Below are 12,874 nucleotides of genomic sequence, written 5' to 3' on the forward strand. Positions count from 1 at the left end.
CGATGATCGTCCTCGATAACGTCAACAAATACTACGGCGACTACCACGCGCTGGTGGACATCACCGAGCGCGTCGGGAACAACGAGGTGCTGGTGGTGTGCGGGCCGTCCGGCTCCGGCAAGTCGACCCTGATCCGCACCCTCAACCGGCTGGAAGAGATCGATTCCGGCCGCATCGAGATCGACGGCCGCGACATCCACGCCAGGGGCCTGGATGTCAACGCGCTGCGCGCCGGCATCGGTTTCGTGTTCCAGAGCTTCAATCTGTTCCCGCACCTGACAGCGCTCGAGAATTGCACGCTGGCGCCGGTCAAGCTGAAACGGGCGACCAGGGCCGAGGCCCGCGAACACGCCATGGGGCTGCTCGAGCGGGTCGGCCTGGCGCACAAGGCCGACGCCTATCCGAACGCGCTGTCGGGCGGCCAGCAGCAGCGCGTGGCCATCGCGCGCGCGCTGGCCATGCGTCCGCCGATCATGCTGTTCGACGAGCCGACCAGCGCGCTCGACCCCGAGATGGTGGGCGAGGTGCTGCAGGTGATGCGGTCGCTGGCGGGAGAGGGGATGACGATGGTGTGCGTGACCCACGAGATGGGCTTTGCGCGCGACGTGGCCGACCGCGTCTGGTTCATGGCCGAAGGGAAGATCCTGGAACAGGCCACGCCGCAGGAATTCTTCGCCCATCCACGACACCCGCGCGCGCAGCAGTTCCTGGCCGACCGCCGCCGGGATTAGGCGAGGCTAGGCGAGACCAGGCGAGACTAGGCGAGACGCCCCGCTGGTATGATGGAGCCCCACGGCTTCGATCACAGGACAGCGGCATGGCGCACCAATCCATCCTCGAGTTTTCCACGGGCGGCCGCGGCACCCGCGACATCACGCGCGACGTCGCCGCCGTGGTCGCCGCATCCGGCGTGCAATGCGGCCTGGCCCATGTATTCGTGCAGCACACCAGCTGCTCGCTGCTGCTGACCGAGAATGCCGACGGCGACGTGCGGCGCGACCTGGAAACCATCGTCGCGCGCCTGGCGCCGGACGGCGATCCGGCCTACCGCCACGACGCCGAAGGGCCGGACGATATGTCGGCCCACGGCCGCACCATGCTCACCGACACTGCGCTCACGATCCCGGTCGGGGCAGGGCGCATGCTGCTCGGCACCTGGCAGGGCATCTACCTGTGGGAACACCGTACGGCCCCGCACCGGCGCCGCGTGGTCGTCACGGTGCTGGGCGACTGAAACGTATGCATATTATGACGGCGGCATGGAATCCGCTCCCGGTGTAGATCGGTGCCGCGACTTCTGGTAGTGTGAGGCGCTTGAGCTTCTTCACCTCCAGCCGGGAATTCCATGAATGCCGCTTCCGCCAGCCGTCGCCGCATCCTCCTGACTCTGCTGGCGCTGTGCGCCGAACTGGTGCTACTGGCCCGCGAGCATCTGCATGGCGGCGTGCTGTCGCATCACCTGCTGGCCAATCCCGAGCTGCCTGCGGTGTCCAACTGGTGGGGCCTGCTGCTGGTGCCGCTGCTGACCTGGTGGACCGTCGGCAGGGTCGAGCGCCGCGCACGGCTTGCCGCCACTGGCGGGCTTTCGCGCAGGCCGGCTCCCCTCGTCGCCTTCCTGTGCGCGCTGGCCTACGGCGCCACGCTGGCGGCGCTGTTCGCGGCCGGCAGTCCCCTGGTCGACTACGTCTTCTTCGGCCTGCTGGCGCTGGCCCTCGTGGTGCGCCTGTGGCATGCCGAATACCTGCTGGGCTTCGTGCTGGCCATGAATTTCGTGGCTGGGCCGATCCTGCCGGCCATGTTCGGGGCCGTCATCGCGCTGTTTTCATGGCTGGTGCATGCGGCGGGGCGCGCGTTGTGGCGCCGGCTGCGTCCGGGCGTGGCCTGAGATAATCACTGGCTGCTACTATCTCGCACAAGACTGACCGCGCCGGCGTGATGGCCACGGCGCTGCGTTCGCGAGACGCGCGGCAAGCTTTCCAGGACGTTCCGTGTGGCCGCAAGCGCCGCTTTGTTCCTATAATTGGTGGCCAGCCGGCATGTTCTCGGCCCGTTTCCGCCACCTCCAACTATCCATGACGTCCAGCACCGCCACCCTCGACGAAGAAGCGCGCCTCGCCGTCCTCGATTCCTACGGCATCCTCGACACCCCGCCCGAGCGTTCGTTCGACGACGTCGTGCGCCTCGTCAGCCAGTTGCTGGCCGCGCCGATCGTGGCGGTCAACCTGATCGCGCGCGGCCGCCAGTGGTTCAAGTCCGAGATCGGCCTGGGCATGCGCGAGATGCCGCTGGACGATTCGATCTGCCGCTTCGCGCTGCTCGAGGAGCAGCAGCTGATCGTGCCCGACACGCGCGAGGACCCGCGCTTCCGGTGCAATCCGCTGGTGACGAAGGACGCCGGGCTGCGCTTTTACGCCGGGGCCCTGCTCAAGACGCGCGACGGCGTCCCGCTCGGCACCTTGTGCGTGCTGGACAACAAGCCGCGGCCGCAGGGCTTGAGCGAGCAGGAGCAGTTCGTGCTGGCCACCCTGGCGCACCAGGTCATGAGCCAGATCGAGCTGCGCAAGGCGATGACCGAGCAGGAGGCCCTGATCGCGGCGCTGCGCCAGGCCGACCAGCGCAAGGATGAATTCCTCGCCATGCTGGCCCACGAGCTGCGCAATCCGCTGGCGCCGATCGTCTCGGCCGCCACCATGCTGTCCAATTTCAACCTCGACCCCGCGATGGTGCAGCGCGCCAGCGAGATCGTGGCGCGCCAGGCCGGCCACATGACGTCGCTGATCGACGACCTGCTGGACGTCTCGCGCGTCACCCGCGGCAAGGTGGAGCTCGAATTGCGCGAACTGGAATTCAAGGACGTCATCGCCGACGCCGTCGAACAGGTGCGCCCGCTGATCGAGAAGCACCGGCACCGCCTGACCGTCGACCTGCCGCCGGCGCGCGCCATCGTGGTGGGCGACCGCAAGCGCCTGGTGCAGGTCATGACCAACCTGCTCAGCAACGCCGCCAAGTACACGCTCGAAGGCGGTCACATCGAGGTGCGCCTGACGACGGACGGCGGCGCGCTGGCGGTCGACATCCGCGACGACGGCATCGGCATGTCGCCCGACCTGATCGCCAGCGCCTTCGACCTGTTCGCGCAAGGGGCGCGGGGCCTGGACCGCAGCCAGGGCGGCCTGGGCATCGGGCTGGCGCTGGTGCGCAGCCTGCTCAAGCTGCACGGCGGCGCGGTCAGCGCCAGCAGCGAAGGTCCGGGGCAGGGCAGCACCTTCCACGTCAGCCTGCCGCTGTCGACGCGCGCCCAGGTCGAGCGGCGCGCGCGCGACCGCAGCCCGCCGCGCGCCAGCGTGCCGGCGCTGCGCATCGGCGTGGTCGACGACAACGAGGACGCGGCGGTCACGCTGTCGCTGCTGCTCGAAACCCTGGGGCACACGGTGCTGGTCGCGCACTCCGCGCGCGAGGCCCTGGCCGCGCTGCCGGCCTTCGGGCCGGATGTGTGCCTGCTCGACATCGGCCTGCCCGAGATGAACGGCTACGAGCTGGCCGCCGCGCTGCGCAAGCAGCCAGGCGCGGCGCAGGCGATCCTGATCGCGGTGAGCGGCTATGCGCAACAGAAGGACCGGGCGCAGGCGCTGGCGGCGGGCTTCCACGACCTGTTCGCCAAGCCGGTCGACCTCGACGTCCTGGGCGCCGCCCTGATGCAGATCGAGAGCCGGCGCGCGGCGTGAAGGCGATGTTGCGCTGCAGCGCTGGCGTGCGCCGGCAAGGTCGCGGGGCAGGCAGAATCTGTCCGATCAGTCGAGAAAGGACAGAACGATGACTCAGCGTTACCAACCCATCACACGCCTGGGCCTGGGCGGCACCGGCCTGGGCGATATGTACCACAAGACCAGCGAAGAGGCTGCGCAAGCCACCGTCGACGCCGCCTGGGACGCCGGCATCCGCTATGTCGACACCGCGCCGCACTACGGCGCCGGCCTGTCCGAGCACCGTTTCGGCCAGGCGCTGCGGCGCCGTCCGCGCAACGAATACACGCTGTCGTCCAAGGTCGGCCGCATCCTGGTGCCGAGCGAGACGCCCGAGATCGCCGATCCCTTCGTGGGCGGCTTGCCGTTCCGGCGCGTCACCGACTACACGGCCGACGGCGCGCGCCGCTCGATCGAGGACAGCCTGCAGCGCATGGCGCTGTCGCACATCGACATCGTGTATGTGCACGACCTGTCGCCGGACCGCTTCAGCCAGGCCGAGTACGAGCACTACTACGCCATCGCGGCCGGCCGCGGCGGCGCCTTCGAAGGCCTGGTCAGGCTGCGCGAGGAGGGCGTGATCAAGGGCTGGGGCCTGGGCGTGAACACGGTCGACCCCTGCCTGCGCGCGCTGCGCGACTCCGATCCCGACATCTTCCTGCTGGCCGGCCGCTACACGCTGATGGAAACCACGCCATTGGAAGAGTTGTTCCCGCTGTGCGAGGAACGCGGCGCGAAGGTGGTGCTGGGCGGGCCGTTCAATTCCGGTTTCCTGGCCGGCGGCCCGAACTACGACTACGGCCCGGCGGACGAGGACAAGATCGCCCGGCGCGAACGGCTGCGCCAGGTGGCCGCGCGCCACGGCGTCGACCTGCCGGCGGCGGCGCTGCAGTTCGGGCTGGCGCATCCGGTGGTGGCGGCGACCATTCCCGGCGCCAGCAGCGTGGCGCACCTGCAGCGCAACGCGGCGCTGATGGACATCGTCATCCCGCCGGCGTTCTGGGAAGAATTGAAGGCCGAGGGTTTGCTGGCGGCAGAGGCGCCGCTACCGAACGGCAAGCCGGCGCTGCAAGGCGCGGCTTAAAACTGCTCGTCCGGGGCCAGGTAGCGCCACTGGCCTTCGGGCAGGTTGCCCAGCTTGACCTTGCCGATGCGCACGCGCTTGAGGCCCACGACCTTCAGCCCGACCATATCGCACATGCGCCGGATCTGGCGCTTCTTGCCCTCGCGCAGGGTAAAGCTCAGCTGATCCTCGTTCTGCCAGCGCACCTTGGCCGGCAATAGCGGCTTGCCGTCCATCCACAGGCCGTGGTTGAGCTTTTTCAGGTCGCTGTCGGGCAGCTTGCCCGGCTTCGTGTACTGCACCCGCACCAGGTATTCCTTGTCGACGCTGGTGGTCTCGCCGATCAGGTGCTTGGCGATGCGGCCGTCCTGCGACAGCACGAGCAGGCCCACCGAATCGATGTCCAGCCGGCCGCACGGCACCAGGCTGCGCAGCTGGGTCGGGTGGAACTGCTCCTTCGACGGGTCGTCCGCCCAGCGGTTCTCGGGCTTGATCAGGGCGACGGCCGGCGTGTAGCCATCCTCGGCCTGGCCGCTGACGTAGCCGACCGGCTTGTTGATCAGGATGGTCACGCGTTTCGATTGCTCGGCCGCGGCCTGGCGCTCGACCGTGATGCGCTGGTTCGGCAACACCTTGCTGCCCAGTTCCGAGACGACCTTGCCGTCCACCCGCACCCAGCCGCGGGCGATCCATTCATCGGCTTCGCGGCGCGAGCACAGGCCGAGTTCGGACATACGTTTGGAGAGGCGGAGCGGTTCGGTCATCGAGAAAGCTTTACTGTAAAAAGGGGTGAATCAAATCTTGAGGGCGTCGAGCAGGTCGGTCTCGAGCTGCACCTGGGTGCGCGGGTTGTTCAGGGCCGGGCCGTCGATCAGGAACACGTCCTCGACGCGCTCGCCCAGGGTCATGATCTTGGCCGTGTGCAGGTTCAGCCGGTAGCGCGCCAGCACGCTGGCGATCGCGTACAACAGGCCCATGCGGTCGTTGGCGGCGATCGACAGCACGTGGAACTGGCCGCGCTCGTCCGGCCGCAGTTCGACCGTCGGCGTGATCGGGAAGGTGCGCGCCACCCGCGACAGGCGTCCGCGCACCAGCGGCGGCAAGGCTTCCTGCGACAGCAGCTGGGAGCATAGCTCGTGCTCGATCAGGCTGATGATGTCGCGGTAGCTGCCGGCGAAGTTCTCGTCCGCCACCAGGAAGCTGTCCAGCGCATAGCCGTGGCGCGTGGTGTGGATCTTGGCGTCCAGGATGCTGAAGTTCTTGCGGTCGAAGTAGCTGCAGATGCGCGCGAACAGGTCGGGCTGGTCCTTGACGTAGACCGCCACCTGCAGCCCTTCGCCGATCGGCGCCAGGCGCGCCTTGACAACCGGCTTGTCACTGTCGACCTTGTCGACCAGCGCGCGCGTCTGCCAGGCGATGTCGGAGGCGTCGTGGCGCAGGAAGTAGGCCACGTCGAGCTGCTTCCACAGCGCTTCGTGGGCGTTGGCGTCCAGGCCGAACAGGCGCAGGGTGGCCAGCGCTTCCTTCTGGCGCGTGCGCAGCTCGCGGTCGGCCGAATGCGGCTCGCCGCCCAGCACGCGCAGGGTGACCTTGTACAGGTCTTCCAGCAGCTTGGCCTTCCAGGCGTTCCACACCTTGGGGCTGGTGCCGCGGATGTCGGCCACGGTCAGGAGGTACAGCGCGGTCAGATGGCGCTCGTCCCTGACCACGGCGGCGAAGGCCTGGATCACGTCGGGGTCGGACAAGTCCTGCTTCTGCGCCACCGTCGACATGGTCAGGTGCTGCTCGACCAGGAACACCACCAGTTCGGTATCTTCTTCATTGATGCCGTGGTCGCGGCAGAACTGGCGCGCGTCATCCATGCCGAGCTTGGAGTGGTCGCCGCCGCGGCCCTTGGCGATGTCGTGGAACAGGGCCGCCACGTACAGCAGCCAGCGGTCGTGAAAGTCGGCGATCAGCTGGCTGCAGAACGGATATTCGTGCGCGTGTTCCGGCATCGTGAAGCGGCGCAGGTTGCGGATCACCATCATGATGTGCTGGTCCACGGTGTACACGTGGAACAGGTCATGCTGCATCTGGCCGACGATCTTGCGGAAGGCCGGCAGGTAGCGGCCCAGGATGCCGAATTCGTTCATGCGGCGCAGCGCATGCACCAGGCCGCGCGGCGCCTGCAGCACACGCAGGAACAGCGCCTTGTTCGCCGGGTCGGCGCGGAATGCCTCGTCGATCAAGGTGCGCGCATGCCACAGGGCGCGCGTGGCGCGCGCGCTCAATCCCTTGAGTTCGCGGCGCTCGGTCATCGCCACGAACAGCTCGAGGATGGCGGACGGGTGCTTTTCGAAGGTGTCGTCGGCCACCACGTCGATCAGGCTGCCCACCTGGGTGAAGTGGGCGCTGATCGGGAAGGCCACCGCCGGCTGCGGGAACAGCTGGGCTTCGATGTTCTGCAGCAAAATCGTATTCAACTGGGTCACGGTCTTGGCGGCCCAGTAGTAACGCTGCATCAGGAATTCGCTGGCGCGGCGCGCGTCCGGCCCTTCGCCGCTGGCGGTGAGGCCCAGGGTGCCGGCGATCGCGGTCTGGACGTCGAACACCAGCCGGTCTTCGCGCCTTTTCGTATGCAGGTGCAGCCGGATGCGGATGTCCTTGAAGGCGCTTTCCTTTTCCAGCAGCTGGCGCGCCTCCATGCGCGTGATCAGGCCGCGCGTGGCGAGCTGGCCGAAGGTGTCGGCCAGGCCCGCGGCCTTGGCCACCCACAGGATCACCTGCAGGTCGCGCAGCGCGCCCGGGCTTTCTTTCACGTTCGGTTCGAGCGCGAAGGCGGTGTATTCGTACTTGGCGTGGCGCAGCCGCATCTCGGCGGTCTTGGCCTGGAAGAAGGCCTGCGGATCGAGGGCGTCGCGGTAGCGCCGCTGCAGTTCCTCGAACAGCGGCGCGCTGCCGGTGACCAGGCGCGCTTCCAGCAGGCTCGTTTGCACGGTGATGTCGGCGGCGGACTCGCTCAGGCACTCGTCCACGGTGCGGATGCTGTGGCCGATTTCCAGGCCCAGGTCCCACAGCAGCTGGACCAGGCCTTCCAGGCGCGCCTGGGTGATGGCGTCGGCCGGCTGTCCCAGCAGGATCAGGAGGTCGACGTCGGAATAGGGGAACAGTTCGCCGCGCCCGTAGCCGCCCACGCCCACCAGCGCGGTGTCGTCGGGCAGGCCGGCGGCCTGCCAGGCGTCGAGCAGGACGCCGTCGACCACCTGGCGCAGGCCGCGCAGGAGCTTCTCGGGCTTGCCGTCTTCCTGGAAGGCCTGGAACGCCAGCTGGCGTTCGGCCTTCAGGCGCTGGCGCAGGGTGGTGCGGGCGGTGTCGAGCAGGGCGGCCTGTCCCATGGGCGGCTCCTTCAGGCCGCGGCCAGGGTCGGCACCGCGCCCGGGTTCAGGAGCGGCAGCACGATGGCCGGCGGCGGCGGGCTGCCGGCCGACATGGTCAGCACCTCGACCCCGGTCTCGGTGACCAGCACCGTGTGTTCCCACTGGGCCGACAGGCTGCGATCCTTGGTCTTGATGGTCCAGCCGTCCGGCATTTCCTTGATGTCGCGGCGGCCGGCGTTGATCATCGGCTCGATGGTGAAGATCATGCCGGGTTTGAGCTCTTCCAGGGTGCCGGGACGGCCGTAGTGCAGCACCTGCGGCTCTTCGTGGAACACGCGGCCCACGCCGTGGCCGCAGAACTCGCGCACCACGCTGTAGCCGGCCTTTTCGGCGTGCTGCTGGATCGCATGGCCGATGTCGCCCAGGCGCTTGCCCGGCTTGACCGCGGCGATGCCCAGCCACATGCACTCGAAGGTGATCTCGGACAGGCGGCGCGCCATGATCGACGGCTCGCCGACCAGGAACATGCGGCTGTTGTCGCCGTGGTAGCCGTCCTTGGTGATCGGCGTGATGTCGATGTTGAGCGCATCGCCCGATTTCAGCACGCGATCGCCCGGGATGCCGTGGCAGATCACGTCGTTGAGCGAGGTGCAGATCGAGCCGGGGAAGGGCGGGTAGCCGGGCGGGGCGTAGTTCAGGGTCGCCGGGGTCGTGCCCTGGACGTTGACCATGTATTCATACGCCAGGCGGTCGAGTTCGCCGGTGGTGACGCCGGGCTTCACGAACGGGGTGATATAGTCGAGCACTTCCGAGCCGAGGCGGCAGGCGACGCGCATGCCTTCGATTTCTTCGGGAGTTTTGGGAGTGGATGCCATAGGGATTCTTATCCTGCAGTAGTCGATGCCATAAGTCTGGGCAATAAGGGTTCATTATAGAGGAAACATTCCTTCCTCAGGGCGGACCCCATCGCCACTCCCACGTCACGCTTGAACAAAACGGCAAATCCCGCTAGAATCTCGGGTTGCTCGGATTCGCATCGAGCAATGTTGTAAAAAGCATCTTTTATTTTATTGAAATCGCGAATGTGGCCCTAAAAGGGTGCCTGACTGGTGACTGGCCACATTCAAGACCCAACCCTGGAGAATTACATGTCCGTTACTATGCGTGAAATGCTGGAAGCCGGTATCCACTTCGGCCACCAGACCCGTTTCTGGAACCCAAAGATGGCGCCGTTCATCTTCGGTCATCGCAACAAGATCCACATCATCAACCTGGAAAAGACCATGGCGATGTACCAGGATGCGATGAAGACCATCAAGCAGATCTCGGCCAACCGCGGCACCATCCTGATGGTCGGCACCAAGCGCCAGGCGCGCGACATCATCGCCGCTGAAGCACAGCGCGCTGGCGTGCCTTACGTCGACCAGCGCTGGTTGGGCGGCATGCTGACCAACTTCAAGACCATCAAGACCTCGATCAAGCGTCTGAAAGACATGGAAGCGCAAGTCGAAGACGGTTCGGTCGAGAAGATGTCGAAGAAAGAAGCGCTGCTGTTCTCGCGCGAAATGGAAAAGCTGCAAAAGTCGATCGGCGGCATCAAGGACCTGGGCGGCGTGCCTGACGCGATCTTCGTCGTCGACGTCGGCTACCACAAGGGCACCATCACCGAAGCCGGCAAGCTGGGCATCCCGGTCATCGGCATCGTCGATACCAACCACTCGCCAGAAGGCGTGACCCACGTCATCCCAGGCAACGACGACTCGTCGAAAGCGATCACCCTGTACGCACGCGGCGTCGCCGATGCGATCCTGGAAGGCCGCGCCAACGCCACCAACGAAGTCGTTGAAATGGTCAAGGCTGGCGGCGACGACTTCGTCGAAGTTTCCGAGCAAGCATAAGTGACGGCGAGCTTCGCTCGCTGACACATCGAAGGGGGCGCCGCACACACGAGCCCCCCTTTTTTTAAGCTGAATACCTGCGGGGCGTTGTCATAACGACCTGCAACCGGATAAAACATTTAGGAGAAATCAACATGGCAGCGATTACTGCAGCGATGGTAGGCGAACTGCGCGCGAAGACCGACGCGCCAATGATGGAATGCAAAAAAGCACTGACCGAAGCCGACGGCGACATGGGTCGTGCTGAAGAGATCCTGCGCGTCAAGCTGGGCGGCAAGGCATCGAAGGCATCGGCGCGCATCACCGCCGAAGGCGTGGTGGCAACCTACATCTCCGGCAACGTCGGCGCGATCGTCGAAGTCAACAGCGAAACCGACTTCGTCGCCAAGAACGAAGAATTCCTGGCCATGGTCAACCTGGCCGCCAAGCTGGTCGCCGAGAACAACCCGGCTGACGTCGCTGCCCTGGCAGCACTGCCGCACGACGGCAAGACCTTCGACGACGTGCGTACCGCCCTGATCGGCAAGATCGGCGAGAACATGACCGTGCGTCGCTTCCAGCGTTTCGAAACCACCGGCAAGCTGGCTTCGTACCTGCACGGCACCCGCATCGGCGTCATCGTCGACTTCGAAGGCGCGGACGAGCAAGTCGGCAAGGACCTGGCCATGCACATCGCTGCAATGAAGCCGGTCGCTCTGTCGTCGGAGCAAGTGCCAGCCGAAATGATCGAAAAAGAGCGCTCGGTCGCCGAACTGAAGGCCAAGGAAGACGCTGAAAAAGCCGTCGCCGAAGGCAAGCAGCCACAATCGGAAGAGATCGTCGCCAAGCGTATCGACGGTTCGGTGCAGAAGTACCTGAAAGAAGTGTCGCTGCTGAACCAGGCATTTGTGAAGAACGACAAGCAGTCGATCGAGCAATACCTGAAGGCATCGAACACCACCGTCAAGGCATTCACCATGTACGTGGTGGGCGAGGGCATCGAGAAGAAGGTCGACGACTTCGCAGCCGAAGTTGCAGCCCAGATGGCTGCAAACAAGCAGTAATCAAAAAGAACGGGCCGCAAGGTCCGTTTTTTTAAGGTGGGATCGTTTGTGTGCGGCGGCCATGGTGTATTTCCTGGCTGCACGACGAACTGGGGTTCCCGCCTGCGCGGGAGCGACGTTCACGGGGTGCGGGCCGAAGAAGGCTCCGCAGTCCGCACCCTTCGCACGTCGTTCCCGCGCAGGCGGGAATCCAGGTCCAGCGCACACCGTAGCGCCCCGCGCGCAGCGCCCGCCTTACAATGCCATCGCCTCCAAGGCAGATGAGATCGCACCCTAGGGGTGTCGATCGGACCCGAATTCGCAACATCGAAACATCACATTAGGAGCCGCTTCATCATGTCAAAACCAGCCTACCAACGAGTCCTCCTGAAACTGTCTGGCGAAGCGCTGATGGGCGACGACCCGTTCGGCATCAACCGCGCCACCATCGAGCGCATGGTTGCCGACGTGGCGGAAGTGGCGAAACTGGGCGTGCAGGTGGCGGTCGTGATCGGCGGCGGCAACATCTTCCGCGGCGTCGCCCCGGGCGCCCAGGGCATGGATCGCGCCACCGCCGACTACATGGGCATGCTGGCCACCGTCATGAACGCGCTGGCCCTGGCCGACGCCATGCGCCACGTCGGCATCACCGCCCGCGTCATGTCGGCGATCGGCATCGAGCAGGTGGTCGAGCCTTATGTGCGCCCGAAAGCCCTGCAATACCTGGAAGAAGGCAAGGTCGTCGTGTTCGCCGCCGGCACCGGCAACCCGTTCTTCACCACCGACACCGCGGCCGCCCTGCGCGGCGCCGAGATCTCGGCCGAGATCGTCCTGAAGGCCACCAAGGTCGACGGCGTCTACAGCGCCGACCCCAAGAAGGACCCGCACGCGACCCGCTACGAGAACATCTCGTTCGACGAAGCCATCGCCAAGCACCTGCAGGTGATGGACGCCACCGCCTTCGCGCTGTGCCGCGACCAGAAACTGCCGATCAAGGTGTTCTCCATCGTCAAACCCGGCGCGCTCACCCGCGTGATCATGGGCGAAGACGAGGGTACACTGGTACACGTTTAAAATATTACTGAACAACAAGGAGAGCAGCATGTCCCTGGCTGACGTCAAAAAGAACGCGCAAGAGCGCATGGCCAAGTCCATCGAGACCCTGAAGGCCGACCTGGCGAAGGTCCGCACCGGCCGCGCCCACACCGGCATCCTCGACCACGTGATGGTCGAGTACTACGGCACCCCGACCGCGCTGCCGATGGTCGCCAACCTGACCCTGGTCGACGCCCGCACCATCGGTGTCCAGCCGTTCGAAAAGAAAATGGCCGCGACCATCGAAAAAGCCATCCGCGACGCCGACCTGGGCCTGAACCCGTCGGCCCAGGGCGACATGATCCGCGTGCCGACCCCGCCGCTGACCGAAGAGCGCCGCAAGGAAATGGTCAAGCTGACCAAATCGGAAGGCGAAGACGCGAAAATTGCCGTGCGCAATATCCGTCGCGACGCTAACGAAGCGCTGAAGAAAATGGTCAAGGACAAGACCGCGTCGGAAGACGACGAGCGCCGCGCCTCGGACGAGATCCAGAAGCTGACCGACAAGGCCGTGGCCGACATCGACAAGCTGCTGGCCGAGAAAGAGAAGGAAATCCTGACGGTATAAGGTCCAGCTCAACGGCTTTCTTGCGGACCGGCCCCGGCAGCTTGCCGCGGCCGGTCCGCCTACCTTATGATTGTCCAATTCTAAATTGGCCATTTGCGCACCGCGGATACATCCCGGGCGCAGCCC

At 65.8% G+C, this 12,874-nt stretch carries 12 protein-coding genes; 9 read left to right on the plus strand and 3 right to left on the minus strand.

What is annotated here, in order from left to right; genetic code table 11:
- Positions 1-2: 2 nt before the first annotated feature.
- The 5 genes from HMPREF9710_RS14545 (at position 3) to HMPREF9710_RS14565 (ending at position 4,827) form a co-directional block, all read left to right on the plus strand.
- Positions 3-731 carry an amino acid ABC transporter ATP-binding protein gene (locus HMPREF9710_RS14545; protein ID WP_005667499.1) on the plus strand — a complete coding sequence of 243 codons (729 nt, stop codon included), beginning with the start codon at positions 3-5 and terminating at the stop codon, positions 729-731.
- A gap of 86 nt (positions 732-817) precedes the next feature.
- Positions 818-1,234, plus strand: a complete 417-nt coding sequence (locus HMPREF9710_RS14550; RefSeq protein ID WP_005667500.1) for a secondary thiamine-phosphate synthase enzyme YjbQ — start codon at positions 818-820, stop codon at positions 1,232-1,234.
- 111 nt (positions 1,235-1,345) lie between these two features.
- Complete coding sequence (locus HMPREF9710_RS26615; RefSeq protein WP_005667502.1) at positions 1,346-1,885, plus strand: hypothetical protein; 540 nt, start codon at positions 1,346-1,348, stop codon at positions 1,883-1,885.
- A gap of 187 nt (positions 1,886-2,072) precedes the next feature.
- Positions 2,073-3,725, plus strand: coding sequence for a hybrid sensor histidine kinase/response regulator (locus HMPREF9710_RS14560; protein WP_051205089.1), 1,653 nt, complete (start codon positions 2,073-2,075; stop codon positions 3,723-3,725).
- An 88-nt stretch (positions 3,726-3,813) separates the two neighbouring features.
- A complete protein-coding gene (locus HMPREF9710_RS14565; RefSeq protein WP_005667504.1) occupies positions 3,814-4,827 on the plus strand; it encodes an aldo/keto reductase in 1,014 nt (337 codons plus the stop codon).
- Here HMPREF9710_RS14565 and HMPREF9710_RS14570 read toward each other — a convergent pair.
- The 3 genes from HMPREF9710_RS14570 to map are packed head-to-tail and all read right to left on the minus strand — an operon-like array spanning position 4,824 to position 9,040.
- A complete protein-coding gene (locus HMPREF9710_RS14570) occupies positions 4,824-5,570 on the minus strand; it encodes a pseudouridine synthase (RefSeq protein ID WP_005667505.1) in 747 nt (248 codons plus the stop codon). The two genes, HMPREF9710_RS14565 and HMPREF9710_RS14570, sit on opposite strands and share 4 nt — an antisense overlap.
- 30 nt (positions 5,571-5,600) lie before the next feature.
- Positions 5,601-8,183 carry a [protein-PII] uridylyltransferase gene (locus tag HMPREF9710_RS14575; protein WP_005667506.1) on the minus strand — a complete coding sequence of 861 codons (2,583 nt, stop codon included), beginning with the start codon at positions 8,181-8,183 and terminating at the stop codon, positions 5,601-5,603.
- Positions 8,184-8,194: 11 nt separating this feature from the next.
- A complete protein-coding gene (map, locus tag HMPREF9710_RS14580) occupies positions 8,195-9,040 on the minus strand; it encodes a type I methionyl aminopeptidase (RefSeq protein WP_005667507.1) in 846 nt (281 codons plus the stop codon).
- Between the two features lie 273 nt (positions 9,041-9,313).
- Between map and rpsB the strand changes: the two genes are divergently transcribed.
- From rpsB to frr, 4 genes are all read left to right on the plus strand, one after another.
- Positions 9,314-10,063 (plus strand): 30S ribosomal protein S2, encoded by a 750-nt coding sequence (gene rpsB / locus HMPREF9710_RS14585; RefSeq protein ID WP_005667508.1) that lies wholly within the window; start codon positions 9,314-9,316, stop codon positions 10,061-10,063.
- A gap of 134 nt (positions 10,064-10,197) precedes the next feature.
- On the plus strand, positions 10,198-11,106 hold the full coding sequence (tsf, locus tag HMPREF9710_RS14590; RefSeq protein WP_005667510.1) for a translation elongation factor Ts: 909 nt from the start codon (positions 10,198-10,200) through the stop codon (positions 11,104-11,106).
- A gap of 336 nt (positions 11,107-11,442) precedes the next feature.
- A complete protein-coding gene (gene pyrH / locus HMPREF9710_RS14595) occupies positions 11,443-12,159 on the plus strand; it encodes a UMP kinase (protein WP_005667511.1) in 717 nt (238 codons plus the stop codon).
- A gap of 28 nt (positions 12,160-12,187) precedes the next feature.
- Entirely contained in the window at positions 12,188-12,748 is a 561-nt protein-coding gene (gene frr, locus HMPREF9710_RS14600; protein WP_005667513.1) for a ribosome recycling factor, read from the plus strand.
- Positions 12,749-12,874: the final 126 nt, after the last annotated feature.

Origin of the sequence: Massilia timonae CCUG 45783, from assembly GCF_000315425.1 — a bacterium.
In the GTDB taxonomy this organism is placed as follows: domain Bacteria; phylum Pseudomonadota; class Gammaproteobacteria; order Burkholderiales; family Burkholderiaceae_D; genus Telluria; species Telluria timonae.

Excerpts from the sequence above, each read along its gene's own strand:
- HMPREF9710_RS14545 (WP_005667499.1), top strand. The coding sequence starts at position 3 with ATGATCGTCCTCGATAACGTCAACAAATACTACGGCGACTACCACGCG.
- HMPREF9710_RS14550 (WP_005667500.1), top strand. The coding sequence starts at position 818 with ATGGCGCACCAATCCATCCTCGAGTTTTCCACGGGCGGCCGCGGCACC.
- HMPREF9710_RS26615 (WP_005667502.1), top strand. The coding sequence starts at position 1,346 with ATGAATGCCGCTTCCGCCAGCCGTCGCCGCATCCTCCTGACTCTGCTG.
- HMPREF9710_RS14560 (WP_051205089.1), top strand. The coding sequence starts at position 2,073 with ATGACGTCCAGCACCGCCACCCTCGACGAAGAAGCGCGCCTCGCCGTC.
- HMPREF9710_RS14565 (WP_005667504.1), top strand. The coding sequence starts at position 3,814 with ATGACTCAGCGTTACCAACCCATCACACGCCTGGGCCTGGGCGGCACC.
- HMPREF9710_RS14570 (WP_005667505.1), bottom strand. The coding sequence starts at position 5,570 with ATGACCGAACCGCTCCGCCTCTCCAAACGTATGTCCGAACTCGGCCTG.
- HMPREF9710_RS14575 (WP_005667506.1), bottom strand. The coding sequence starts at position 8,183 with ATGGGACAGGCCGCCCTGCTCGACACCGCCCGCACCACCCTGCGCCAG.
- map (WP_005667507.1), bottom strand. The coding sequence starts at position 9,040 with ATGGCATCCACTCCCAAAACTCCCGAAGAAATCGAAGGCATGCGCGTC.
- rpsB (WP_005667508.1), top strand. The coding sequence starts at position 9,314 with ATGTCCGTTACTATGCGTGAAATGCTGGAAGCCGGTATCCACTTCGGC.
- tsf (WP_005667510.1), top strand. The coding sequence starts at position 10,198 with ATGGCAGCGATTACTGCAGCGATGGTAGGCGAACTGCGCGCGAAGACC.
- pyrH (WP_005667511.1), top strand. The coding sequence starts at position 11,443 with ATGTCAAAACCAGCCTACCAACGAGTCCTCCTGAAACTGTCTGGCGAA.
- frr (WP_005667513.1), top strand. The coding sequence starts at position 12,188 with ATGTCCCTGGCTGACGTCAAAAAGAACGCGCAAGAGCGCATGGCCAAG.